This window comes from Marivita sp., from assembly GCF_048006345.1.
Taxonomy (GTDB): Bacteria; Pseudomonadota; Alphaproteobacteria; order Rhodobacterales; family Rhodobacteraceae; genus Marivita.
Genome location: NZ_CP180351.1, coordinates 2,603,593 through 2,629,221, shown reverse-complemented (window position 1 = coordinate 2,629,221; position 25,629 = coordinate 2,603,593). Strand labels below are relative to the sequence as shown.

General features: G+C 61.3%; 23 protein-coding genes. 5 read left to right on the top strand and 18 right to left on the bottom strand.

The window, feature by feature from the left end; translation table 11 throughout:
• Positions 1–148: 148 nt before the first annotated feature.
• The 8 genes from ACMVPR_RS12905 to xylB all read right to left on the bottom strand — a co-directional run bounded on the left by ACMVPR_RS12905 (position 149) and on the right by xylB (position 9,275).
• The gene (locus ACMVPR_RS12905; protein WP_416883220.1) at positions 149–1,651 is read right to left on the bottom strand and encodes a mannitol dehydrogenase family protein; all 1,503 of its coding nucleotides are present in this window, start codon (positions 1,649–1,651) and stop codon (positions 149–151) included.
• The gene (locus ACMVPR_RS12900; protein WP_416883219.1) at positions 1,639–2,412 is read right to left on the bottom strand and encodes an L-iditol 2-dehydrogenase; all 774 of its coding nucleotides are present in this window, start codon (positions 2,410–2,412) and stop codon (positions 1,639–1,641) included. Before ACMVPR_RS12900 ends, ACMVPR_RS12905 begins: the two co-directional genes overlap by 13 nt.
• The gene (locus tag ACMVPR_RS12895) at positions 2,409–3,413 is read right to left on the bottom strand and encodes an ABC transporter ATP-binding protein (protein ID WP_416883218.1); all 1,005 of its coding nucleotides are present in this window, start codon (positions 3,411–3,413) and stop codon (positions 2,409–2,411) included. The genes ACMVPR_RS12900 and ACMVPR_RS12895 overlap by 4 nt, the downstream gene beginning before the upstream one ends.
• Positions 3,414–3,438: 25 nt before the next feature.
• Positions 3,439–4,269 (bottom strand): carbohydrate ABC transporter permease, encoded by an 831-nt coding sequence (locus ACMVPR_RS12890; protein ID WP_416883217.1) that lies wholly within the window; start codon positions 4,267–4,269, stop codon positions 3,439–3,441.
• A 2-nt stretch (positions 4,270–4,271) separates the two neighbouring features.
• Positions 4,272–5,138, bottom strand: coding sequence for a carbohydrate ABC transporter permease (locus ACMVPR_RS12885; RefSeq protein WP_300580327.1), 867 nt, complete (start codon positions 5,136–5,138; stop codon positions 4,272–4,274).
• Positions 5,139–5,273: 135 nt separating this feature from the next.
• Positions 5,274–6,575 (bottom strand): ABC transporter substrate-binding protein, encoded by a 1,302-nt coding sequence (locus ACMVPR_RS12880; protein WP_416883216.1) that lies wholly within the window; start codon positions 6,573–6,575, stop codon positions 5,274–5,276.
• A gap of 91 nt (positions 6,576–6,666) precedes the next feature.
• A complete protein-coding gene (locus ACMVPR_RS12875) occupies positions 6,667–7,698 on the bottom strand; it encodes a LacI family DNA-binding transcriptional regulator (protein ID WP_416883215.1) in 1,032 nt (343 codons plus the stop codon).
• Between the two features lie 140 nt (positions 7,699–7,838).
• Complete coding sequence (gene xylB / locus ACMVPR_RS12870) at positions 7,839–9,275, bottom strand: xylulokinase (protein WP_416883214.1); 1,437 nt, start codon at positions 9,273–9,275, stop codon at positions 7,839–7,841.
• 111 nt (positions 9,276–9,386) lie between these two features.
• Between xylB and ACMVPR_RS12865 the strand changes: the two genes are divergently transcribed.
• The gene (locus ACMVPR_RS12865) at positions 9,387–10,601 is read left to right on the top strand and encodes a pyridoxal phosphate-dependent aminotransferase (RefSeq protein ID WP_416883213.1); all 1,215 of its coding nucleotides are present in this window, start codon (positions 9,387–9,389) and stop codon (positions 10,599–10,601) included.
• Positions 10,598–11,401 (top strand): aspartate dehydrogenase, encoded by an 804-nt coding sequence (locus ACMVPR_RS12860; protein ID WP_300580312.1) that lies wholly within the window; start codon positions 10,598–10,600, stop codon positions 11,399–11,401. The genes ACMVPR_RS12865 and ACMVPR_RS12860 overlap by 4 nt, the downstream gene beginning before the upstream one ends.
• Before the next feature lie 4 nt (positions 11,402–11,405).
• On the opposite strand, the gene ACMVPR_RS12855 is transcribed toward ACMVPR_RS12860, so the two are convergent.
• From ACMVPR_RS12855 to ACMVPR_RS12845, 3 genes are read right to left on the bottom strand one after another with little or no spacing between them, the layout of a single operon-like run.
• Positions 11,406–11,537, bottom strand: coding sequence for a hypothetical protein (locus ACMVPR_RS12855; protein ID WP_300580342.1), 132 nt, complete (start codon positions 11,535–11,537; stop codon positions 11,406–11,408).
• A complete protein-coding gene (locus ACMVPR_RS12850) occupies positions 11,534–12,838 on the bottom strand; it encodes a c-type cytochrome (protein ID WP_416883212.1) in 1,305 nt (434 codons plus the stop codon). The genes ACMVPR_RS12855 and ACMVPR_RS12850 overlap by 4 nt, the downstream gene beginning before the upstream one ends.
• A 1-nt stretch (position 12,839) precedes the next feature.
• Entirely contained in the window at positions 12,840–14,090 is a 1,251-nt protein-coding gene (locus ACMVPR_RS12845; protein ID WP_416883211.1) for a formate dehydrogenase subunit gamma, read from the bottom strand.
• A 197-nt stretch (positions 14,091–14,287) separates the two neighbouring features.
• Here ACMVPR_RS12845 and cls point away from each other — a divergent pair, with 197 nt between their 5' ends.
• Both cls and ACMVPR_RS12835 read left to right on the top strand, forming a co-directional pair.
• Positions 14,288–15,691 (top strand): cardiolipin synthase, encoded by a 1,404-nt coding sequence (gene cls, locus ACMVPR_RS12840; RefSeq protein ID WP_416883210.1) that lies wholly within the window; start codon positions 14,288–14,290, stop codon positions 15,689–15,691.
• Positions 15,691–16,368: an endonuclease/exonuclease/phosphatase family protein gene (locus ACMVPR_RS12835; RefSeq protein ID WP_416883209.1), complete on the top strand. Its 678-nt coding sequence runs from the start codon at positions 15,691–15,693 to the stop codon at positions 16,366–16,368. The genes cls and ACMVPR_RS12835 overlap by 1 nt, the downstream gene beginning before the upstream one ends.
• A 556-nt stretch (positions 16,369–16,924) precedes the next feature.
• Here ACMVPR_RS12835 and fdh3B read toward each other — a convergent pair.
• From fdh3B to ACMVPR_RS12805, 6 genes are all read right to left on the bottom strand, one after another.
• Complete coding sequence (gene fdh3B, locus ACMVPR_RS12830) at positions 16,925–17,518, bottom strand: formate dehydrogenase FDH3 subunit beta (protein ID WP_416883208.1); 594 nt, start codon at positions 17,516–17,518, stop codon at positions 16,925–16,927.
• A gap of 15 nt (positions 17,519–17,533) precedes the next feature.
• On the bottom strand, positions 17,534–20,422 hold the full coding sequence (locus tag ACMVPR_RS12825) for a formate dehydrogenase subunit alpha (protein WP_416883207.1): 2,889 nt from the start codon (positions 20,420–20,422) through the stop codon (positions 17,534–17,536).
• 103 nt (positions 20,423–20,525) lie between these two features.
• Positions 20,526–20,717, bottom strand: coding sequence for a ubiquinol-cytochrome c reductase iron-sulfur subunit N-terminal domain-containing protein (locus ACMVPR_RS12820; RefSeq protein WP_292267669.1), 192 nt, complete (start codon positions 20,715–20,717; stop codon positions 20,526–20,528).
• 90 nt (positions 20,718–20,807) lie between these two features.
• A complete protein-coding gene (locus ACMVPR_RS12815) occupies positions 20,808–21,422 on the bottom strand; it encodes a TorD/DmsD family molecular chaperone (RefSeq protein WP_416883206.1) in 615 nt (204 codons plus the stop codon).
• On the bottom strand, positions 21,419–22,102 hold the full coding sequence (locus ACMVPR_RS12810) for a DUF3306 domain-containing protein (RefSeq protein WP_416883205.1): 684 nt from the start codon (positions 22,100–22,102) through the stop codon (positions 21,419–21,421). The genes ACMVPR_RS12815 and ACMVPR_RS12810 overlap by 4 nt, the downstream gene beginning before the upstream one ends.
• Positions 22,099–22,665, bottom strand: coding sequence for a DUF3305 domain-containing protein (locus ACMVPR_RS12805; protein WP_416883204.1), 567 nt, complete (start codon positions 22,663–22,665; stop codon positions 22,099–22,101). The genes ACMVPR_RS12810 and ACMVPR_RS12805 overlap by 4 nt, the downstream gene beginning before the upstream one ends.
• Before the next feature lie 124 nt (positions 22,666–22,789).
• Between ACMVPR_RS12805 and ACMVPR_RS12800 the strand changes: the two genes are divergently transcribed.
• Positions 22,790–24,760, top strand: coding sequence for a 4Fe-4S binding protein (locus tag ACMVPR_RS12800; protein ID WP_416883203.1), 1,971 nt, complete (start codon positions 22,790–22,792; stop codon positions 24,758–24,760).
• Between the two features lie 76 nt (positions 24,761–24,836).
• On the opposite strand, the gene ACMVPR_RS12795 is transcribed toward ACMVPR_RS12800, so the two are convergent.
• The gene (locus ACMVPR_RS12795; RefSeq protein WP_416883202.1) at positions 24,837–25,598 is read right to left on the bottom strand and encodes a hypothetical protein; all 762 of its coding nucleotides are present in this window, start codon (positions 25,596–25,598) and stop codon (positions 24,837–24,839) included.
• Between the last annotated feature and the right edge of the window lie 31 nt (positions 25,599–25,629).

Below are 25,629 nucleotides of genomic sequence, written 5' to 3'. Positions count from 1 at the left end.
CAATATCTCTCTAAATCGATACCCAAACATATAGTCAGAACGATCCGCGCACACCAAACCTAGGTTTGAGTGGGCTTCCAGTCGTTTGCGCCATGGGCTATTCGGTCGCCCGACACTAAAGAGCCACGACGCGCGCGGCTCTGCGTTCTTAGGCTCGGGACAGGTACTCGGCCAGTGCCGTTCGGGTGCCGTTTTTCCAGATGACCGACAGCCAGTCTGAGAAGGCTGTGGCAAACTGCATATCCTGCGCAAGGTCGCCGTAAATCTGCGACTGCGCCAGCCAAGCGGCCGGCTCAGTCTGCGCACGCTGCGCCGCGCTTACGAGGTCTGACCAGATCGGATCGTTTGCTTCGATCACGCTGCCATCTTCGCGGGTGCCGTAGCACATGCGTGCCCAAAGGGCTTCGGTCAGGGCCAGACCCGAAATAAGTGTTCCCGCTGCCAAGGCATCGCGCAGGATCGGCAGGATGAATCCGGCGTGGCGGGATGAACCGTCAAAGGCCACACGGCGCGTGGTGTCGTGGATTTCGGGGTTGGAGAAGCGCCGCGTGACCAGGGCGAGATAGGCCTCGGGGGACGTGCCCGGCACGGACGCCACATGGGGGCTGATCTCTTTGGTTTGCACCTTCTGAAAAAACGGCGCGATCTGCGGGTCAGACATGCAGGCGGCGATCGTCGGCAGGCCGAGGATTTCGCCGGCATTCGCCAACACCTGATGCCCGGCATTCAACATGCGGATCTTCATCGCCTCGTAACTGTGTACATCCTGTGTGAACGTCGCGCCGACCTTGTCCCAGTCCGGACGGCCCTGACAGAAGGCGTCTTCGATCACCCACTGGCGGAAGTTTTCATGTGTGACGGGCACCGCATCGGCGATGCCCAGATCATGGGCGCGCTGACGCTCAGCGTCACCTGTAGCCGGCACAATGCAGTCGACCATGGAGTTGGGGAAACGGCCTGCGCTGTCGATCCAGTCTGCAAGTTCGGGGTCGCTGCCACGGGCCAGCCCGACAAGGGTCTGCCTCAGGATCGTGCCATTGCCCTGAAGGTTGTCGCAGGACTGCCCGGTGAACGGGGGGTGGTCTGCGATTTTGCGGGCCCGCAATGCCGCGACCATCGCACCAAAGGCGGTGCGCGGCGCGTCGGGATGGGCCATGTCATGCTGAATGTCCGGGTGCGCTATGTCCAACGCTCCGCCGGCATCGAGGTAATATCCGCCTTCGGTCACAGTCAGCGACACGATGCGGATGCGTGGATCGGACATCGCGGCGATCAATGCGCCATGCCCATCCTCGACCGGCACGAAATCAATCATCGACCCGATCACTTCGGCAGAGATGCCAGCGGGGTCCAGTTCGATCAGCGTGGTCAGGCAGTCCTGCGCCAGAAGATGCTCGCGCATCCGCGCATCCCCGGGGCGCACACCGGCGCCGATGATCGCCCAGTCATGGGCCAGCCCCTGCTGCATCAGCCGGTGCAGATACCACGCCTGATGGCCGCGATGGAAATTGCCAAGACCGATATGCACGATGCCGGGGGTCAGGTCGACACGCTTATAGGTCGGGCGGGCAATCCCTTCGGGCAACATGTCCAGATTGGCCAGCGACAGTGCCACGGCTTTGCTTCGGCTGTCCTGTTTCAGCTCATCCATTGGCCACCATCCACATTGTAGCATTGTGCGACGATGTATTCGGAATCGTCGCTGGCAAGGAACACCGCCATGCCTGTCAGGTCGTCTGCCGTGCCCATGCGCCCATAGGGGACAGAGGCACCGACTTCGCGTTTCTTCTGGCCCGGGGCCTTGTTTTCGTATTTGGCAAAGAACGCATCCACACCATCCCAGTGTTCGCCATCGACGACACCTGGAGAGATCGCGTTCACGTTGATCCCGTGCGCGATCAGGTTCAGTCCTGCCGATTGGGTCAGAGAAATGATCGCCGCTTTGGTCGCACAATAGACCGCCACGAGAGGTTCGCCGCGGCGTCCTGCCTGGCTCGCCATGTTGATGATGCGGCCTTTGATACCACGGTCAATCATGTGTTTCGCGACCGCCTGCAACGTGAACAGGGTGCCTGCCACGTTGATGTCAAAGGCGCGGGCGTAATCGGCGCGGGTGATCTCGGTGATCGGGGCGGCGGTGAAGATCGCGGCGTTGTTGATCAGGATGTCGATCTGGCCAAGCTGCTCCACGCTGGCGGAGACTGCCGCATCGATGCTCGCCTGATCGGTCACATCCATATGCACCGCGATCGCATGTTCGCCAATCTGCGAGGCGGTTTCCTCTGCGCGGGCAATGTCGATATCCGCAATCGCCACGCGCGCGCCCTCTGCGACATAGCGTTCGGCAAACGCGCGGCCGATGCCACGCGCTGCGCCGGTGATCAATGCCGTCTTGCCGTCCAGCCGTTTCATGCGATGCGAAGCCCCTGAGCGTCGAATTTATGCATCTGATCGAGCTGCGGCGTCAGGTAGATCGTGTCGCCATGGCGCACGGAAATATCCCCTGTGATCCGAACGGTGACCATGTCGTCTAACCCCGTGTCGTGGACGTGGATGAACGTGTCAGACCCCAGATGCTCGGCAACACCGACTTTGCCTTTCCAGGTGCCTTCGGTCATCGACACGTCGATATGTTCGGGCCGGATGCCTGCCTTCACGCCACCGTATTTCTGCGCCTCGGCGCCGCCGAAGATGTTCATCTTGGGCGACCCGATGAAGCCGGCCACAAACTCGTTGCGCGGTCTGTGATAAAGCTCCAACGGGCTACCGACCTGCTCGATATGGCCAGCACGCAGCACGACGATCTTGTCGGCCATGGTCATGGCTTCAACCTGATCGTGGGTAACGTAGATCATGGTGGTTTTCAGGCGTTCATGCAGTTCGCTGATCTCGAGCCGCATGCCGACGCGCAAGGCAGCGTCGAGGTTCGACAGCGGTTCATCGAAGAGGAACGCGGCGGGTTCGCGGACAATCGCGCGGCCAATGGCGACACGCTGGCGCTGACCGCCCGAAAGCTGGCCCGGACGACGATCCAGATAATCGGTGAGGTTCAGAACAGACGCCGCGTTGGCGATCCGTTTTTCGATCTCGGCTGGGTCCATCTTGGCCATCTTCAGCGGGAAGGCGATGTTCTTGCGCACCGACATGTGCGGATAAAGCGCGTAGGACTGGAACACCATCGCCAGACCGCGTTTGGCGGGAACGACATCGGTCGCGTCTTTGCCGTCGATCTCGATATGGCCGGTGGTGATGTCCTCAAGCCCGGCGATCAGACGCAACAGCGTGGATTTTCCGCAGCCCGAGGGGCCGACGAACACGGTGAACTCTCCGTCTTCGATGGTCAGGTCCAATGGCGGGATGACCTGCACGTCGCCAAAGCTTTTGGTGACCTGTTTGAGTGTGATTTGTCCCATGGGTCAGGTTCCTTGTGTCAGGTCGTTATTTGACGGCGCCGAAGGTCAGGCCGCGGACAAGTTGTTTCTGGCTGAACCAGCCAAGGATGAGGATCGGCGCAATGGCCATGGTCGAGGCCGCGCTGAGCTTGGCGAAGAACAGGCCTTCGGGGCTGGAATAGCTGGCAATGAACGCGGTCAGCGGGGCGGCGTTGACGGCCGTCAGGTTCAGCGTCCAGAAGGCTTCGTTCCAGGCGAGGATGAAGTTCAGGAGCATGGTAGAGGCAATACCCGGAACCGCCATCGGCGTGAGGATATACAGCACCTCTTCCTTGAGCGTGGCCCCGTCCATCCGCGCCGCTTCGAGGATCTCGACCGGGATTTCGCGGAAGTAGGTATACAGCATCCAGACAATGATCGGCAGGTTGATGAGCATCATCACGACCACCAGACCGGCCCGGCTGTCCAGAAGTCCCAACTGAATGAACAGCAGGTAGATCGGGTACAGCACACCCACGGCAGGAAGCATCTTGGTCGACAGCATCCACAAAAGGATGTCCTTGGTCCGGTGTGACGGCGCAAATGCCATCGACCAAGCCGCAGGCACCGCGATGATCAAACCGAGGATGGTCGATCCTCCGGCGATGATGATCGAGTTCATCAGGAACCGGCCATAGTCAGACCGCTCCATAACGACGCCGTAGTTTTCAGTTGTCCAGTCGAAGGCCAGAAAGATCGGCGGGCTGGCGATCGCCTGTGCCTCGGTCTTGAAGCTGGTGAGGATCGTCCAGAGGATCGGGAAGAAGATCAGCAAGCCAATCGCCCAGGCAAGGCCGGTATTGATCAGTTTGCGGCGGGAAGAAACAGAACGGGCCATGATCAGTTGTCCAGGTTCTTGCCGACGATCCGCATCAGGAAGATCGCGACGATGTTGGCGAGGATGATGGCGTAGACACCACCGGCTGAACCAAGTCCGACGTTTTGGCTTTCCAGCACGCGCTGGAAGATCAGATAGGACAGGGTGCGGGTTCCGAACGCGCCGCCCGTGGTCACGAAAATCTCGGCAAAGATCGCCAGAAGGAAGATTGTCTGGATCAGGAGAACGATGGTGATCGCGCGGCTTAGATGCGGAAGAATGATATAGAAAAACCGCTTGAGAACCGGGGCGCCGTCCATTTCGGCAGCCTCCAACTGTTCGCTGTCAAGCGACTGGATGGCGGTCAGCAGGATCAGTGTGGCGAAGGGCAGCCACTGCCAGCTGACGATCATGATGATCGATTGCAAGGACGCGTCGGACAGCCAACTGACCGGTTCGGCCCCAAAGAAGCGCCACAAATGGGCGAACAAACCGTTCACAGGATCCATGAACATGTTCTTCCAGACCAGCGCGGACACGGTCGGCATCACGAAGAAGGGGGCAATGACCAGAATACGAACAATGCCCTGTCCCCACATCGGCTGGTCCAGCAGGATCGCCAGAAGGATGCCCAGGCAGACGGTGATGACCAGCACACCCAGAACGATAATCAACGTGGTCTGTACGGCGGGCCAGAAGGCGCTGGAGCTCACGAAGCGGACATAGTTGTCGAACCCGGTCCAACCCTGATCGCCACCGCGCAGCGGCAGGTAGGTTCGGAACGAGAACCAGAGGGTCATGATCAGCGGGACCAGCATCCAGCCCAGAAGCAGGATCACCGCCGGGGCCATCATCAGTCGGGCCGCTGATCGGGATGCTTTCGTCGCCATGGGATACATCTCCTCCGTTGCCAGCCCGCGTACACTACCGCGCTGTCAGAATAGGGCCACGTTCAAAACATGTGTATTGGGGTGTGGGGGGAGAGGGCGGTGCGATGACCGCCCTCTCCAACTCGATCACAGGGATCAACGGTAGCCGGCGGCTTCCATTGCTTCGGTTGTGATCGCCTGAGCTTTCGCGAGCGCTTCTTCGACTGTCTGCTGACCAGCATAAGCGGCCGAGAACTCCTGGCTCACTTCGGATGCGATACCGGCAAATTCGGGGATCGCAGCGAACTGAATGCCAACATACGGCGACGGCTCAACGGTCGAGTTGTTCGGATCAGCCGACAGGATCGAGTCCAGCGTCATCTTGGCGAACGGAACTTTCTGGTACTCGGGGTTCGCATACAGAGATGTCCGTGCACCCGGAGGTACGTTGGCCCAGCCTTCTTTGGCGGCTACCAGCTCGATGTAGTCCTTGGATGTGGCCCACTCGATGAAGGATTTTGCAGCGGCTTCTTTCTGGGTGCCTGCCGGGATGGCAAGGGCCCATGCCCACAGCCAGTTCGAGCGCTTGCCCAAACCATTGTCAGGCGCCAAGGCAAAGCCCACGGAGTCAGCAACGGTGGAGTCTGCGCCGGTCACGAAGGATGCGGCAACAGTCGCATCGATCCACATCCCGCACTTGCCCTGGTTGAACAACGACAGGTTCTCGTTGAAACCGTTCGTTGCGTAGCCGGAAGGACCGGACTCGTCCATCATGCCCTTGAAGAAATTAAGGGTGTTTGCCCACTGTTCCGTGTCGAACTGAGCGTTCCACTCCATGTCGAACCAGCGTGCGCCGAAGGAGTTGGACATCGCCGTGATGAAGGCACCGCCTTCACCCCAACCGGCCTTGCCACGCAGACAGATGCCGTTGATGTCGTTGGCGCGGTCCGTCATTGCGGCCGCAGCTTGACGGATGAACTCCCACGTGGGGGCTTCCGGCATGTCCAGACCGGCTTTTTCCATCAGGTCCGTGCGGTACATGACCATGGAGCTTTCGCCATAGAACGGTGCCGCATAAAGCGTGCCGTCATGCGAAAGGCCACCGGCCATGGCCGGAAGGATGTCTGCGGCATCGTATTCTGCCGACAGACCGTCCAGCGGAACAAGCCAGCCGTTGGCACCCCAGATCGGGGTTTCGTACATGCCGATGGTCATGATGTCGAACTGACCACCTTTGGTGGTGATGTCCGTGGTCACACGCTGACGCAGCACGTTTTCTTCCAGCGTCACCCACTCGACTTCGTGGCCGGTCTTGGCCGTGAAGTCGTCGGTATAACCCTGCATGCGGATCATGTCGCCGTTGTTGACTGTTGCGATGGTGATGGTCTCTGCCTGTGCGGCCCCGACCATGATGAGCGACAACGCTGTCGCCGCACGAAGTGCGTTACTCAGGTGCATCCGAATCCTCCCTGGTTTTTGGATTACCTGGGGGCACTCAACACCAAATCATTTACTCGCGTCAATCAAAATTTTACTCGCGTAAATTTTACTACGCAAACTCCCGCATGATCAAACGTGCCGGAAACAGGCTTTCTGCCCTGTTTTCAAAGCGCCCGCCGCTTTCGATCAGGCGAAACAGAGTCTCAACCGAGTGGTCCGAAACCGCGTTGTAATCATGCGCTGCGGTGGTCAGGGACGGGCAGGTAAACCTCGAGAACGGGTGATCGTCATGTGACGCGACTCGCAATTCGCACCCCGGAGCACGCCCGACCCGCACCCCGCTTTCGTAACACGCCGCAAGAAACCCAATGGCCAGACGGTCGTTGCTGCACAGCACCGTATTGGTGGGCAGCGACTTTTCCGACAACACCTTCAAACCGCCCTGACGCCCAATCTCTTCGAACCCCCATCCTGTGCCGTCAATCTTGATCACGTGTGGCTCAAGCCCAAGCCGCTCCATCATCGACAGATAGGCGATCCGGCGTTTGTTGGCGTTCGGGTTGGCGGGTGTTCGCATCTCGAAGAAACAGGGCGACTCGCCGGTGCGGCTCAGATATTCCACGGTCTGCGACACGAAACTGTGGTTGTCCGAACCGACAAACGCTTCACCCATCCCTTCGATATTACTGTCAAAAAGCACAGTGGGCACGTGTTTGCAGAAGGTCTCGATGGCCGCCTTGTCCGACTGCCGTCCGAGCGGGGCAAGCAGCACGCCCGCCGGTTTCATCGACCGCAAACTGTCCAGAATGTCGTTCTCATGCGCCTGATCGCCATGCGCGCTGAACAACGACGGCGTAAACCCCGCTTCGATACAGCGGCCTTCGATCATCCGCACGATTTCGCCAAAGAACGGGTCCGCCAGATAGGGCACCACGATGCCGATATTCTTGGTCAGCTTCCGGTTCTGGTTCATCGCGTAGATGTTGGGCCGGTAATCGTACTTTTCGAGCGCCGCTTCGATCCGCATTCGTGTGGATTTGCGCACGCTGCTGGGGTCGTGGAAATACTTCGACACGGTGGGCCGGGAGATGCCGCTGATGGCGGCGAATTCTTCCATGTTCCGGATCTCGGGTTGTGACATTGTGGGGCCCTGCAGACGCGTCGGAATACTCTATCCAATTTTGACAATTTCTTATCGCGCGCAAAAAATCAACAATGCGCGTAAAGTTTCTGTCCCATGCCGCAGGCGGTGCCGCATAGTGCGTCACGCGGTGCCAAGGATCAGCGCAAAGGCTTAAGGGCTTGGTAAAGCGCACGATACCGCTGCAAGCGGCCGTCGAGGTCCGGGACCGAAGTTGGATCAAACCAATCCGCGATCTCGGGTTGGTGCCCCAGATCAGACAGGCTCATCGCACCCATGCCACAGGCCGCCAGCCGGGCAGCCCCCATGGCGGGGCCTGCATCCGATCCAACGGTCCGCCCGATCCGCTGACCCGTCGCATTGGCGATCAGTTGCAACAGGAAGGGCGATTTGCTGCCGCCGCCGATTGCGGCCAGATGCGGAAGACCGGCAACGGTGTCGCCAAAACTGTCAACGGCATCGGCAAAGGTAAAGGCCACCGCCTCAAGCACCGCCCGACAGAGCGCGGCGCGATCCGTGCTGTCCTCCAGCCCAAAGAAACCGGCACGGATATGCGGATCACCATGCGGACTGCGTTCGCCGGTCAGATAGGGCAGGAAGATCGGCACGCGGTTCGGGTCAGCACTCTCGGCCAAGTCGACAACCTCACCCGCACTGATCTGCAACTGCCCCGCTAGCCACGCAATCGGCCGCGCCCCATTCAGCATCGCCGCCATCTGATACCAGCGCTCTGGCACCGTATGGGCAAAGGCATGCACGAATTTGGCCGGGTTCGGATGATAGGCATCGCCCGCCACGAACAACTGCCCCGATGTCCCAAGCGAGATGAACCCGCGTCCCGCCTCAGTCGCGCCCAGCGACACTGCCCCGGTTGCGGCATCGCCGCCACCTGCGACGACAGGAATGCCCGCAGGCAACCCGGTCTCGGCCGCGGCCGCAGCCGTGATCTGACCCGCCACCTCATGCCCGTCAGCCAGACGCGGCAGCCAAGCCATCTCCGTGGCACTCGCCCCGGCCACAGCCGCGCTCCACTCACGCGCACCCTGATCCAGCCACAACGTCCCCGCCGCATCCGATCGGTCCGTGACAAGCTCACCATGCAGGCGCAGGCCGATGTAATCCTTGGGCAGCAGGATATGCGCGATCCGCGCATGGACCTGCGGCTCTTCCCGCGCCACCCACATCAGCTTGGGCGCGGTAAAGCCGGGCAGGGGAAGCACCCCGGCAATTGTGCCGATCTCTGGCAACGCCGCTTGCAGATGCGCGCAATCCTCGGTCGACCGGCTGTCATTCCACAGGATCGCGGGACGTAGCACGTCCCGAGCACTATCCAACAGAACCGCCCCATGCATCTGTCCCGACAGACCAATCCCGGTCACACCGGACAACGGAACCGTCCCGGCAACCTCGTTCAACGCAGCCCGAACCGCCGACCACCATGCCTGGGGGTCCTGTTCCGACCAGCCCGGATGTGGCGATTGAACTGTCAGATTGGCGGTCGCCGAAGCATGAATGACGTCACCATCGGTGCAGATTACCTTGACCGCCGATGTGCCTATGTCGATGCCCAGAAACATGCCGCAGCTTTACGTCAGCGCTAACAACGGCGCAAGCCACCTGATCGCGTTCTGGAACTGGCGCAAGCCTGCCTGCCGGGCTAGATAAGACGGAACACAAGGGAGGGACAGATGAGCAGTCTTGACGCGAAATTCGCACGGCTGGGCGCAGACAACGCGCCGGGACAAGAGGTGCGCCAGAACGCGGACGATCTGAAATCGGTGATGCGCGGCGATATCCTGCCCGGCACTCCGGTCGATTTCTCGCATGGCGATGTCGACGCGTTCGAACCCACCCCCGGCGCACGGGCCGCATGGGAAGCCGGGTTTAAGGAGGGTGGGTCACAGGCCTATACCGAATATCGCGGTGCCGCCGCGATCCGCGCAGACGTGGCCGCGAGCCTTGCCGCCTTTACAGGCGCACCGGTCGATCCGGTGGATGAGCTGATCATCACCCCCGGCACCCAAGGCGCGCTGTTTCTGGCGCTTGGTGCAGTGGTGGACCGGGGCACCAAGGTTGCCATTATGGAGCCGGACTACTTTGCCAACCGCAAACTCGTCGCCTTCTTCGGCGGTGAGATCATGCCGGTTGCCCTCCACTACCACGAAGACGCCCCGCAGCGCGGCCCGGACCTTGGCCAGTTGGAAGCGGCGTTCAACGCCGGGGCCGAGGTGCTGGTCTTCTCTACCCCCAACAACCCGACCGGCGTGGTCACATCCGAAGACGCGATCATCGAAATCGCCCGCCTCGCGGCAGAGCACAATGTGACTGTGATTGTCGATCAGCTCTATTCCCGCCTGCGCTACAGTGGCGAGACCTACACCCACATGCGCGCCTGCGCGACGCGACCCGAGAACCTGATCACCATCATGGGGCCGTCCAAAACGGAATCCCTCAGCGGCTTCCGCCTTGGCGTTGCCTTCGGCTCGGCCCCTTTGATCGACCGAATGGAAAAACTGCAGGCTATCGTGTCTCTGCGTGCTGCGGGCTATTCCCAAGCCGCGCTCAAGACATGGTTCCACGAACCCGAAGGCTGGATGGACACCCGCATTGCCCAGCACGAGGCAATCCGTGACGACCTGCTCAAGATCTTCCGCGATGCCGGTTTCCGGACCGCCTGCCCACAGGCGGGCAGCTACCTTTTCCCGGAACTGCCCAAACTGGTGGTCTCACCCGAGGATTTTGTCCGCCTCCTGCGCCTTCAGGCCGGGGTCACGGTCACACCGGGGTCGGAATTCTCACCGCACACGCATTCCAGCGTGCGTTTGAACTTCTCACAGGATCACGCGGCGTCGGTCGCTGCAGCACACAGAATTGTAGATATGGTCGAAAGGTACAGGGCATGAAAATCGGAATAGCAGGACTTGGCGCCATCGGGCTGCACGTCGCTCAGGAACTGGATCGCGGCGGCATTCCCGGCTGCGAATTGGGGGGCATCAGCGCCCGCACCGCAGACCGCGCCGCCGAGGCGAATGCGACCCTGTCGAAACCCGCCCCGGTCTATTCCCTGAGCGAGATCGCGGATCATTGCGACATCGTCGTCGAAACCCTGCCGCCGCAGTTGTTCATGGAACTGGCCGTGCCCACCGTTGAGGCAGGCAAGGAATTGATCGTCCTGTCGGCCAGCCAGTTGATGGGCCAGCAGGCGCTGTTCGACCGTGCGGCCGAAACCGGAGCGAAGATCCTCATCCCATCAGGCGCAATTCTCGGCCTCGACGCGATCAAGGGGGCTGCGGTCGGCAATCTGGAATCGGTCGTGATCGAGACCCGCAAACCCGTCGCAGGCCTCGCCAAGGCACCTTACGTGATCGACAACAACATCGATCTTAGTAACCTGACAGAACCGAAGTTGGTGATGGGCGGCGCGGTCACCGATGTGGCCAAGGTGTTCCCGGCCAACGTGAACGTCGCAGTCGCGGTCAGCCTTGCAGGCTACGGCACCGACAAAACCCGGATGGAGGTTTGGGCCGACCCGTCGCTTGAAAAGAACCAGCACACCGTCCGCGTTGTGTCGGACAGTTCAGACTTCACCATGACGATCCAGAACCGCCCGACCGCAGAAAACCCGGCCACAGGCAAGATCACAGCACTAAGTGTGATTGCGATGCTGCGGCAGAAAACGTCGGTGCTTCAGGTCGGTACCTGACCGGTCAGTTGCCCAAACGCACATTGGAAGGGGACGCGCCCTGCTCAGCGGCGCTCCACCCCATCTGATCCAGCGTATAATCCGCGCCAACGGCGATCACGGCGATGGCGACAAATCCAAGTAGCATGGCTTTCACTGCGAACTCTCCTCAGGTGCGGTTGTCTCACGCAGATAGGTCACAAGATCGGCGCGGTCCTGCGCCCCTGTGATCCGCTGCATCGGCATCTTGGTGCCGGGTATGTAATGCTCTGGTCCGATATCGAAAAGAGCATCAATCGTGTCTTCGTCCCAAATGATGTCCGACCCGTTCAACGCGTCGGAATAGGTGTAATCCTCGACAGTGCCCGCCTGCCTGCCGAACAGGTCATAGAGGCTCGGCCCGGCGCGGCGCGCGCTGCCCGGCGTCAGTGTATGACAGATCGAGCATTTGCGCATGAATTGCCGCTCGCCATTTGGCATCGTGTCGGCGGCCTGCAGGAAAGACGGCGATCCGGTTGCCATCGGATCGGCCTCGCCCATCGCGGCGATGGGCCAGGAATACATGCGCGGGTCCAGCCCGCCCGCATGGATGTTGGTCCCATCGTTGGAAAACGCCAGAGCCCAGACCGGGCCGCGTTCGGTTGCGCGGAAATCGCGGGCGATGCGCCAGTTCGGCGTGTCGACCACCATGATATACCCCTCGCCATCCCCCACGGCGAGCGTCATGCCATCCGGACTGGTGGCCATCGACAGGATCGGTCGCCGCTCCAGCGTCAGATCGGCCAGCGTGTCTCCGGTCGCAAGATCAATTGCCCGTGTCCCGCCATCGACAGCGCCATAGGCGAGCCAGCCCGCGTCTTCGTTCAGCTCAAGCTCGTTCACGCCGAACCCGTGTTCGATCACCCGCTGGCGTTCGCTGTTGATGGACAAATCCCACAACCGAATGCTGCCATCGGCCGAGGCGGAATAAAGGCCCAGACCGTCACGGGTAAACGCCACGTCATTCACCGGCCCGCTATGCCCGGTCAGAAACACCGGCGCGCCGCCGTCCACAGGCCAGAGCCCGATGCTCCCGTCCCAACTGGCCGACGCCACCATCGTCCCGTCCGGAGACAGGGCCAAAGACACAACCTTTCCCTTGTGCCCATCGCGAACCGCAACCGTCGTCCCGTCGGCAGCCCAGACCCGCAGCGTGAAATCGTCACCCGCTGAATAGATCCGGCCATCCGGCGCAAAGAGCACGGCGTTGACCGCCGCCTCGTGCCCGTCAAACCACACAGGCATCTGATCCGACCAAAGCCCCACCGCATTGTCGAAACTCACGGTGGCGATCTGGTCGGTCTCGGACACGGCGATCCCCATGATGGGGCCGCCATGACCTTGGAGTGTGAAAAAATCGCCTGCGGCCCCGGAGGTCGCCCAAAACAGGGCCGCAGAAGTGGCCAAAGCCGTGCGCATGTTACTCGGCGGGGGTGGCGCCGCTGGGCGCCTTGTTTTCCCGCTTCTTCACTTCTTCGACCCACAGGCTGTGGTGCTCTTTGGCCCACTGTTCCTCGACCATGCCGGTGCCCATCGCGTCATAGGCGCCTTCCATGCCGACCGAGCCGATATAGATATGCGCCAGAATGATCGCCATCAGCACAAAGCTGACAATCGCGTGCCAGAGCTGCGCATACTGCATCTCTTCATGCGGAGTCATGGCTTCGGGCAGGATACCAAAGCCCAGCATTTCCGGCAGGCCGGTGGTGTTCAGGATGGCAAAGGTTTTGGCAAACATCGGCAGTTCGAACGGGAACAGCAGCGACAGACCAGAGACCGAGATGGACCCGCCCAGAATGATCACCGACCAGAATATCAGTTTTTGACCCGCGTTGAACTTCTTGGCTGGGGGATGTCCGCCGCCGAAAAGACCACCGCCCTTGGCCAGCCACTTGAGGTCTGTCTTGTCGGGGAAGTTGTGCACGACCCACATCACGAAGACCATCACCAGCGCCAGCATGAAGGCCCAGGACACGTTGTTATGTATCCATTTCGACGCCCCCGCGATCAGCGCATAGCTTTCGTGTCCGATGGTCGGAATCAGGAATTTGCGTCCCATGAGGGACACCAGACCGGTGATCCCCAACAAGATGAACGACCCCGCCAAAAGCCAATGACCGAAGCGTTCGAAGTTCTTGAAGCGCTCGATGCGGCGTCCGGTCTTTTCACCGTCGATCTTGACCCGACCGCGCAGCAGGAAAAACAACACCAGCGCGCCGATGGTCCCCAAGAGCAGATAGCCGCCATAGGTCAGCAACGGGCCTTCGCGGAACAGCAGCCACCACATGCCGCGGTCCTGGATGAGCACATCGGCAGCCGGTCCGCGCGCCTGCGTGGTGACATCCGCCGCGTTGAACCGCATCCCGCGCCACAGATCGGGATCGGAGGCGCCACCAAGGGTGCCCAACTGATCGGTGATGCCAGCGGCAGCCGACGGATCGCCGATGTTTTCGGCCCGGAATGAATTGTCGACAGGCAAGCCTTGCTGGCGACGCATGATGTCTTCCAACGTCGTAGCCCCACCCGTAGCAGAGCGATCGATCTCGGTCTCGGTTGCAACGGAACCGGCCTCTTGTGCGTTTGCCATACCCGTGGTCAGCCACGATGCCAGAACCAGAACGGCCAGTGCGGCCATGATGCAACCAAGGATGTAGTGTCGAATGTCACGCATATCCCTGCGTCCTCCCTAATGGGCGCATGAAACGCCCGGCCTTGCGAAATGCAGTGTTTTTGGGTCAGGTTTGACCGTATTTTTTGACGATGTCGGACCGCAAAACATGGGCGAGCCATACACCTTTGTCAGGATACTAAAGATGATGCCAACAGCAAGCCATTCTGAAATGAAGACGGACGTAGAATTGACGGTTGATGGCTGAATTTATCACGCTCACCAACGCCGCCATCGCTGCGGCTCTTGCGGCGCTTGGGCTGTTTGCGGCCTACCGCGCGCTCCTGACCTCCCGTACGCCGCAAGGGGCGACGGCATGGATTCTGCTCATCCTGCTTTTGCCCATTTTCGGCACGTTGCTTTACCTTGTGTTCGGCCATGCCGATTACAAAAGCTTTGAACGCGACCGCCGGAAATCCGACGAAGACATCTTTGATATGGCCTCCGAGGCCAATGTCACACACGAACCGTCGCGGCTCGACACGTTTGCGCGGATTGCGCGCCTACCGGTGACCGATGGCAACGACATGTCGCTGCTCGTCGATGGGCACGCGACCTATGAGGCCGTGCAAGAGGCGATCCGATCCGCGCAGCACACGCTTTTCGTGCAGTTCTATACGATTGAGGATGACGACATCGGTCGTGTCCTGCGGGATGCCCTGATCGAGCGTGCGAAGGCTGGCGTGTCGGTCTGGTTGCTGCATGACGAACTGCCGTTCTTCGGTCTGCCGCGCGGCTTCAAGAGGTCGCTGGAACAGGCAGGCATAAGGCTGGCGCGGCCGAAGGGGCCAAGTCGCTTGCTTGGGCCGTTTCAGCTCAACTTCCGCAATCACCGCAAACTTGTTGTGATCGACAACACCGTCGCCTTTACCGGCGGTCTGAATGTGTCGAAAACCTATGTCGGGCGGAACCCATCCATTGGCCCGTGGCGCGACACCTTTGCGCGCTTTCGCGGCCCTGTCGTGGCGCAGCTTGCGCTGCATTTCTCCTCGGACTGGATGTGGGCCACCGGCGAAGACCTTGGCGACATCGCCGCATCCACGCCGGCACCCGCTGGCCCTCTGAGAGCCGTGGCACTTGCCCCGTCCCCGGCCGAGGAAATCGCTGCGGGCAATCTTTATTTCATCGCGCTGGCCCATGCCGCACAAGGGCGCCTCTGGATCTCGACGCCCTATTTCGTACCCGACCGCGACGTGCTGACCGCGCTGCGCTTTGCCGCCTTGCGGGGAGTCGACGTCAAGATCCTCGTTCCGGGCCGGGCCGATCACTACATCACCTATTTCGCGGCGATGGCCTATTTCGACGACCTGCGCTCTGTGGGCGGTGAAATCTGGACCTATGATCCGGCGTTTGTGCATCAGAAGGTCGCGCTGGTGGATGATGACCTGACATCGATCGGGTCAATCAATCTGGATGTCCGTTCGGGCCTGCTCAATTTCGAACTGACAGTGGTGATGGAGGGCAAGACCGCCGCGTCCGAGGTCGAGACGATGCTGAGCACCGATTTCGGCAATGCCACGCGGGTGGACATCGACCTTTCGGATCGCAACATGATCGTTGGCATGCTGGCGCGGATCGCCCGCCTGTTTGCCCCGGTGCTGTGATGCGGATCGCCAGCTACAACATCCGCAAGGCGGTGGGGCTGGATTGGCGGCGCGATCCGTTGCGGATCATCCGTGTGTTGGCCGAGCTTGATGCTGATGTGGTGGCGCTGCAGGAGGCGGACAAACGGCTGGGGGCGCGTCCCGCCGTGCTGCCCGAAGACGCGCTGTTCGAACACACCGGGCTGCGCGTGCTCAATGTCACCAACGGGCCAAGTTCCGGTTGGCACGGCAACGCGCTTTTGGTGCGGGACGGCTGGCGCATCGGCGCGACCGAACGTCTGAGCCTGCCGGGGATCGAACCGCGTGGCGCGCTGATCGCCGATCTTGAAGGACCACGGACACGTCTGACGCTTGTGGGCACCCATCTGGGCCTGCGCCGAGGCTGCCGTCAGTTGCAACTGGCGCATTTGCTGGATGAGTTGGCGGCGCGGACGGACAGGGCGGTGATCGCTGGTGATTTCAACGAATGGTCGCCGCGCATCGGCTTCGACATTCTGGAACATGCCTTTGACGTCATCAGTCCCGGACGCAGTTTTCATGCCTCCCGTCCCATCGCGCCGCTGGATCGCTTTGCCGTGGGGCGCGGCTTGCGAGTGGCCGGGGCAGGGGTGTTCGAGCAGGGCGAGGCGCGCCGCGCGTCCGATCATCTGCCGGTCTGGATGGATCTTGACATCTGATAGGCGTGGCACCGCACGCCCCGTTTCGAGGTCCTTAACCAACGCTCCGTCATACCCACGCCCACAAAAGCTTTTGAGCGGGAAGGGTCACTCCCATGCCGCGTAGACGACACTGACTCGCGAGGTTTGCGAAAAACAAACATTGTGTATTGCCAATGTCCCGAGAGCGCGCAGCGCGGCAGGGTATTGGCGATCCATGATTTCGCAAAACTCGCATTTCTCTCACATGCCGGAAGGCTGACCATGAGAGACCGGTCTGAACAGGCTCTGGCAACCCCGGAGTACAGGTCACGCGTTGAATCGCGGATTTGAGAGAACCGTCAGGCCCAATGGGGCGGCGCCGCTTCTTCTCTTTCGATACACCGTCATCCTCGGGCGAAGACCCGAGGACCTCATACCAGACAGATCCTCGGGTCAGGCCCGAGGATGACGATGCTGCGTGACATATAGCAACCACAAATCCGCATAGGCCGGAGCTTCAGCCCGGCATACCCCAACGAAAAAGCCCCGGAGCGAACTCCGGGGCTTTTCTTTGGTCAATCATGTAAAACGACGATCAGCCGTCTTTCTGATCGTAGGCTGTGCCCCAGCCCCAAGCACCCGAGCCGAACCCACGGGCGACGACGCGCTCGCGGTAGATCGACGCGACGATGTCGCCGTCCCCGGCAAGCAGAGCCTTCGTTGCGCACATTTCGGCGCAGATCGGCAGCTTGCCTTCGTCGATCCGGTTGCGGCCGTACTTGGCGAACTCGGCTGTGGAGTGGTTCTCTTCCGGGCCACCGGCGCAGAAGGTGCACTTGTCCATCTTGCCGCGGCTGCCGAAGTTGCCCGCTTGCGGGTACTGCGGTGCGCCGAACGGGCAGGCATAGAAGCAGTAGCCGCAGCCGATGCAGAGGTCCTTGGAGTGCAGGACCACACCTTCTTCGTTCTGGTAGAAGCAGTCCACCGGGCAGACGGCCATACAGGGCGCGTCCGAACAGTGCATGCAAGCCACCGAGATCGAGCGTTCGCCAGGCATACCGTCGTTGATCGTGACCACCTTGCGGCGGTTGATCCCCCACGGAACCTCGTGCTCGTTCTTACAGGCTGTAACGCAGGCGTTGCATTCGATGCAGCGTTCGGCGTCGACTAGAAATTTAGCGCGTGCCATGTCTCATTCTCCTCCTTACGCTGCCATGATCTTGCAAAGCGTTGCTTTGGTTTCCTGCATCTGGGTCACCGAGTCATACCCGTAGGTCTGCGCGGTGTTGGTCGATTCACCCAAGACATAGGGGTCTGCACCTTCCGGGTACTTGGACCGCTGGTCCTCGCCCTGGTAGTGCCCACCGAAGTGGAACGGCATGAACGCCACACCCGGAGCAACCCGTTCGGTCAGCATGGCCATAACCTTGACCTTGCCGCCTTCGGGGCCTTCCACCCAGACCTGTGCCCCGTCACGCACACCAAGGTTGTTGGCGTCGCGCGGGTTGATCTCGATGAACATGTCCTGCTGCAGCTCGGCCAGCCACGGGTTCGACCGTGTCTCGTCGCCGCCGCCCTCGTATTCGACCAATCGGCCAGAGGTGAGGATGATCGGGTAATCCGCCGAGAAATCCTTGGCCTGGATCGACTTGTACATCGTCGGCACACGCCAGAACTTCTTGTCCTCGTAGGTCGGGTAGTCGGCCACGAGGTCGTAGCGATTGGTGTAGAGCGGTTCGCGGTGCACCGGCACCGGATCCGGGAAGGTCCACACGACGGCACGGGCCTTGGCGTTGCCGAAGGGCGCGCATTCATGCTTGATCGCCACCCGCTGGATACCGCCCGACAGGTCGGTCTTCCAGTTGGCTTTCGGTCCGCCCACGGCGTCGATCGCCGCGCGCTCTTCCGCTGTCAGGTCGCTGTCCCAACCAAGGTCCATCAGCATCTGCATGGTAAACTCAGGATATCCGTCCTGAATTTCCGAGTTCTGCGAATAGACGCCTTCCGCGAGCAGGTTCTCGCCATCCTTTTCCACACCAAAACGGGCGCGGAAGGTCAGGCCACCTTTGGAGACGGGCAGCGACATGTCATAGAGGTTCGCTGTTCCGGGATGGTTCATCTCGGGTGTGCCCCAGCAAGGCCACGGCATGCCGTAATAGTCGCCATCAGCCGGACCGCCATTTGCCCGCAGGGTGGTGCGGTCAAAGGTGTGCTGGTTCGCCATGTGCAGCTTCATCCGCTCGGGCGACTGGCCGGTATAGCCGATTGTCCACATGCCGCGGTTGAACTCGCGGGTGATGTCTTCGATCACCGGGGTCAGGCCGTCGTCTTCCAGCGCGATATTGCGGAAGATGCGGTCGTGGAAGCCAAACTTCTGGGCGAACATCGCCATGATCTCATGGTCGGTCTTCGATTCGAACATCGGAGCCATGACCTGATCCCGCCACTGAAGCGACCGGTTCGAGGCGGTGACAGAACCACGGGTTTCGAACTGAGTCGTTGCCGGCAGAAGGTACACGCCATCGGTGCGATCATGCAGAACGGCAGAGACGGTCGGGAAGGGATCGATCACCACCAGCGTGTCGAGCTTTTCCATCGCCGTCTTCATTTCCGGCAGACGGGTCTGCGAGTTGGGCGCATGGCCCCACAGCACCATCACGCGGGTGTTGTCCGGCTGATCAAGGTTTTCCTTGTCTTCCAGAACACCGTCGATCCAGCGCGATACCGGAATCCCGGTCAGCTCCATCATCGGCGTGTCGCCCACTTTCTCTTGCGAGAAGCGCGCTTTCAGCCAGTCGAGGTCTTCCTCCCAAACGCGGGCCCAGTGCGCCCACGATCCTGCGGCAAGGCCGTAATAGCCGGGCAGGGTATCGGCGAGAACGCCAAGGTCGGTTGCGCCCTGCACGTTGTCGTGGCCGCGGAAGATGTTTGTGCCGCCACCTTCGGTACCCATGTTGCCCAGAGCCAGCTGCAGGATGCAGTAGGCGCGGGTGTTGTTGTTGCCGTTGGTGTGCTGGGTGCCACCCATGCACCAGATCACGGTGCCAGGACGGTTGTTGGCCAGCGTGCGTGCAACGCGCTCAAGCTGCGAACCGGGGGTGCCGGTGACGCGCTCGACCTCGTCAGGGTTCCACTTGGCGACTTCTTCCTTGATCTGGTCCATGCCCCAAACTCGGGTGCGGATGAACTCTTTGTCTTCCCAGCCGTTCTCGAAGATGTGCCACAGGATACCCCAGACCAGCGCCACGTCGGTGCCGGGACGGAAGCGGACATATTCGTCGGCATGGGCTGCGGTGCGGGTGAAGCGCGGGTCGCAGACGATGAGCGGCGCGTTGTTCTGCTCTTTCGCCTTGAGGATGTGGAGCAGCGACACCGGGTGCGCTTCGGCAGGGTTGCCGCCGATCAGGAAGATCGCACGCGACTTGTGGATGTCATTGTAGCTGTTGGTCATGGCGCCGTAGCCCCATGTGTTCGCCACACCGGCCACAGTCGTCGAGTGACAGATACGCGCCTGGTGGTCGATGTTGTTCGTGCCCCAATAGGCGGCGAACTTGCGCATCAGGTAGGCTTGTTCGTTGTTGTGCTTGGCGGAACCGAGCCAGTAGACCGAGTCCGGACCGCTTTCGTCGCGGACCTGAAGCATCTTGTCACCGATCTCGTTGATCGCCTGTTCCCACGAGATGCGCTTCCACTCACCACCCTCTTTTTTCATCGGGTACTTGAGGCGGCGCTCACCATGGGCGTGCTCGCGAACGGCGGCACCTTTGGCGCAGTGGGCGCCAAGGTTGAACGGGCTGTCCCAGCCGGGCTCCTGCCCGATCCAGACGCCGTTGCTGACTTCGGCAACAACGGTACAGCCGACGGAACAGTGCGTGCAGACCGACTTGACGGTCTGAACCGCGCCGTTGACGGCGGATTGTGCACTGGCTTGCGTGACGGCTCCACCTGTGGCGCTGATCGCGGCAAGGCCACCGATGGCCAGACCCGATCCGCGCAGGAACGAGCGTCTGTCGACAGATTTATTGGAAATCTCGGAAATCAGGCCTGTCCGCGCAGCGCGCCGTGTCAGCCCTCCGGTTTTCTTTCTTAGCATGTTATCCCTCTCAAGCTACCTGGGCGCGATGCGCCGTTGGCGGGGTTGCGTCCTGCGACCGGTCTCTGTCCGGTCGGATCAGGGAATGCGTGTGACCGTTTCTTCAGAAGCGGGCGCTGGCGAGATAGGCGCGGGTGTGCGCGGTATCTTGCATCCGGCCGTCTGCCTTGGGCGTTTCCGCCGCTTCGGCTTGGGTGCCGGACACGGCGACCGCCGCAACGGCAGCCGGGGCTGCGGTGCTTGCCAGCTTCAGAAAATCACGGCGACTTTTGGACGCCTCGGTTTTCTCAGTCATGGAAGGTTTCCTCCCTTCTTCCAAGATGCGCGGCAAGTGGGCCGCATTGGGGCGGTTTCCCGCCCGGTTCTTAACCGAACCCGACCGGGGTCAGGACGGCGTCAGCCTGAACGCTTCGCGCTCAATCTGCATGAATGCCTTTCCAACCGAGCCGACCGCGCTGTACAGCATCGCGGTCTTTGCGGTTTCAAGATCGGCGTAGAAATGGCTTGCCCACGGGGCGATATGGCGGTTGAAGAACAGCTTTTGATCTTCGATCGTCGACGGCGTTGAAAACCGTCCGACAATCAGCCCCCCCATCACTTCCATGAGCGTGGCAATGTTGTCTTCGGGTTCATAGACATTGGGCGCGCGTTCGATCCGGCGCGCCGACAGGTCGCTGCGCAGCACGGCCAGCGGTTTTTCGTGCAGAAACCCGGTCAGGTAGAAACTGGCATAAGGCAACAACTCGCCCCGGCCCAAACCGATAAACAGCTTATTGAATTCGCGCTCTGCCTGTTGCGGAGTTGTGGTTCGGGCGCAATCCGCAAGACGGGTGATCGCCTGACCAAGGTCCGTGTCATCGCCCGTCAGACCAGCGGTTTGCGCCAGCAAAAACTCGTCGGGCGGCGCGGACAGGATCAGGCCAAGATAGTTGTAGAGATCCGCGCGCAGGCGGTCTTCTTCTGACACCGATGGCGAGGTCTGAGCCGCGCTCATTGTCATCCTGTCTCACTTTCTATTCTGAATCGCATCCGCCGTGGACGCGCAGGTTCCTCGGATACTGTATCCAACGGTGTGCTGTTGGCATATTCATCCTGGTTCGCATCGTCTGCGACCATGGTCGTAGATGCAGGCGCGGCAATTGCATTGTCCTGCATAATTTCCGGAAATGGGCCACTATCCGGAGAATCTTCGCGGAACGTATCTGCTATAGCGATTTCCGACAGATTCTGTGGGGTATCAAGGTGTTCGCCAGATTGCGCCGCGATCTTGGCCCGCTCCTGTTCCTCCAGAGCCTGCACATGACGCAGCAATCCCTTGCCCACCTGGTAGGCCGTTTTGACCCCCGGCGCGTCGGTCGCGGCATTGGTGAAATCACCGTCGTAATCGTTCAGCCCGTCCAGATTGGCGAGCACCGGATTGAGCCGCCACAACTGCCGCATCGCGCGGCGGCGCAGACGTTCGGGCACCGCCTTGTTCATGAAGCCCGCGATGTCCTGACCGGGTTCAAGTTTTTCTGGGTCGGGCAGGCCGAACTCCTCCAGGATCTCGGCGTCAGTCTTTTCCTCAAGCTGTTTCTGCTGCGCCTCGACTTCCGCCACTTCGGCGCGGCGTGCCTCTTCGGCTTCTTCCGCTTCGACCCGCGCCTTGCGGCGGGACCAGAAATCCGACCCCCGGCTCATGACTCGCGCGCCTTTCGGGCGCTGGACGGTGCGCGATACACGTCGCTGACCTGAGCAATGCGTGGATCGCCTTTGCCGTCTTCGACCTTGTCTTCCAGATAGCGCTTACGCTTGCGTTTCACGAAAGGCTCTTCCACGAAGTGAAGGTCGGTCCATTCCTGCACCCAGGCCACAAGGGCAGGCGGCATCGGGACTTTTTCGACAACGTCCTCGCCCCCATCGGAATATTGCATCGCCTCATGCGGGTTGGCGGTGATCAGCTTGACCTTGTAGGGCCATTCATCGTCGCCGGGCTGCAGCACGACATAGGCGCAGACGACTTTTTCCGCGAGCCCGATGCGATACGCCTCGGCATCGGTGCGCCACAGGGTCAGCGCGCGGGTGCCAACATGGAATTCGGCAATATCGCCTTCCTCCCGCAGCAATTTCCAATGCGCGGGCCCGGCTCCGGGCAACAATGCTGTGGGCGCATAGGCCCATTTCTGCCAGCGGGTCACACCGGGGCGGCGCTGCATCACAACGCCCACCGGCATCTCGATGGAACGGGTCTCTGTCGTGGTCAAACGTGTGTCCTCCCAATCCGGCCTCACGGGCGCGGTTGACATCTGCCTAGCATAGCCCTTGGGTATGTCCAAATATCAACCAACGACAAGAGACCACGCGGGCAACCGCCGCGAAAGGGCCAACATGGGAACCAGACTGCTTCTTTGTGACTGCCTTGGCAGCCAGACCGTCGATGCCGCCGCCATCGGCGATGTGACATCGCTTGATCCGTCAAAGGTCTATACCAACCTGTGCGGCACACAGACCGAGGCCGCCGCGAAGGCGATCGAGGCCGGGGACGTGATGATCGCCTGTACGCAGGAAAGTGCATTTTTCGAGATGCTGGCCGAAGAGTTGGGCGTCGATGCCCCCGGATTCGTCGACATCCGCGACCGCGCGGGTTGGAGCGATCAGGGCGCCAAGGCCGGACCGAAACAGGCAGCCCTTGCCGCAGAGGCAGCACTCAGCCTGCCTGCGCCCAAAGTGGTCGATGTGGTCAGCGAAGGCACCTGCCTGATCGTCGGCAGCGGCGAAACCGTGTTCGCGGCAGCCGCCCAGCTCTGCGACACGCTGGCGGTGACGGTTCTGCAGACGGACACGTCAGATGTGCCGCTCGACCGTCGCTTTGATGTGGTACGCGGACGGGTGCGGAACCTGAACGGCGCGCTCGGCCAGTTCGAAGTGCGGATCGACGGGTTCTCGCAACTCCTGCCTGGTGGGCGCGGGGCGTTCGGCTTCAGCACCCCCAAGGATGGTGCTGTGTCGGAATGCGATCTGGTGGTCGACCTGACAGGCGATCCCGCCATGGTGCCCGCGCCGCACAAGCGCGAAGGCTACCTGCGCGCCGATCCGCGCCAGCCCGTTGCAGTGGCGACGGTTCTGGCTGAGGCGGCGCAAATGGTCGGCACTTTCGAGAAGCCGCTCTACATCGCATTGGAGCCCGCATTATGCGCGCACAGCCGTGCGGAACAGACGGGCTGCTCGAAATGTCTGAACATCTGCCCGACAGGCGCGATCACCTCGGCAGGGGATCACGTCGCCATCGACCCGATGATCTGCGCCGGATGCGGGGCCTGTGCCGCGCTCTGTCCGTCGGGCGCCATCGCCTATGACGCGCCGCCGGTATCGGCGGTGTTCCGGCGTCTGGACGCGCTGTCTTCGACCTATCGCAAGGCGGGCGGTACCGCGCCGCGTCTGCTGGTCCACGATGCAGACCACGGGACCGAGATGATCAGCCTCTCGGCCCGCTTTGGCCGGGGCCTGCCTGCGGATGTGATCCCCTTCGCGATGGACAGTCTGGCCGCCTTTGGCCATGCCGAGATGATGGCCGCGCTCAGCTGTGGATTTGCATCGGTTGATGTGCTGCTCGCCCCGCGCACCGAGCGGGACACGCCCGAACATGAGGCGATGCTGGCCAATGCGCTGTCCGGAGGTGGCCGCGTGCAGGTGATCGACATGGTCGATCCCGACGCGCTGAGCGATCACCTTTACGGCGGTGCAGCGCCGAAGCCCGTCGCATCCCCCAGCCTGCCCATCGGCACACGCCGTCAGGTGGCGCGTGTGGCCGCCAAGGCGATGATGCCCGAGGCCGAGATCCTCCCACTGCCTGAAAACGCGCCCTACGGTGCGGTTCTGGTCAACACCGATTCCTGCACATTGTGCCTGAGCTGTGTGTCGCTTTGCCCGTCCGGTGCGTTGGGCGACAACCCGGACCTGCCGCAATTGCTGTTTCAAGAGGACGCCTGCCTGCAATGCGGGATTTGCGCCACGATCTGCCCGGAGACCGCGATCACGCTCGAGCCGCGGATGAACCTCACCGATGCAGCCTTCAGCCAGGTTGTGCTGAACGAGGAGGAGCCCTTTGCCTGTATCGAATGCGGGGCGCTGTTCGGGGTGAAATCGACCATCGAAAAGATCACCGAAAAGCTGGCGGGCAAGCATTCGATGTTCGCCACCAGCGACGCTGCGAAGATGATCCAGATGTGCGACAATTGCCGGATTCAGGCGCAATACCACTCGAAGAACAACCCCTTCGCGCTGGGCGAACCCCGCATCCCGCGCACGACTGATGATTACCTGAAAGAGACGCCCTACTCGAAACGCAAGGATCATTGAACGGGCAAGCGCGTTCGAACGCGCTTGTCGCGATTTCGAAATCGCGGGGGAACGCCTTTCGAAAGGCGTTCTTCCCTCAGTCCTGCATCGACTGAACCGGCCGCCCCAGATCTGCAGGCGCAATGCCCTGCACGAAGGCCATGATGTTCTCCAGATCGTCCAGCGTCATCTCGACCGCCGCAATCGGCGACGGGCGGGTTGGGTCAAACGGCTCGGTCACGTTTTCGATCTGGGTAAAGGCCGGGTGCGGTTTCAGCACGTAAAAGGCCTGAAACCGGTCTTCCCAATCCCGCAGCGTGCGCAATACCGCGAAGGACGGGGTGGACCCAATGGAGTTCATGCGGTTCTTGTCGCTCACCACATGGCAGCGCCCGCAATGGGAGAGAGACACCTCTTCGCCGCGCAGCGCGTCCCCGTCATAGGTGATCTGGACCACGACTTTCTCGACCTTGATCTCGGACGTGAAGGGCGCAACCCCGTCGACCTGATAACTGTCCACCGTGTTGCGCCCCACATCCGAGCGAAGCCAGTCGGCAAAGCGCTGGGCGTCGGGATCGTCGCCCGCGTCGAATTTCCAAACCGTGTCGAGGCCTGCGAACGCGACAATGCCACCGTCTCCGAACCGGGCATCGGCGGGTGTGCCGGGTTCTGCAAGCGTGATGCGCGTCTGGGTCTTGAGCGAGAATCGCGGCAGTAGGAACTTGAGCAGTCCGCTGTCCACCAGCGCGTCAGGGGCTTCCAGAGTAAAGGTCTTGTCCTGCGCCAGCACAGGCTGCGTCAGCAAAACGGCGGCCAGCGCGCCGAAGCTGAAACGCCAAAGATGTCGGGTCGCGGTCATTCTACAGCGCCTCCTTGCTTGAAAGCCTACT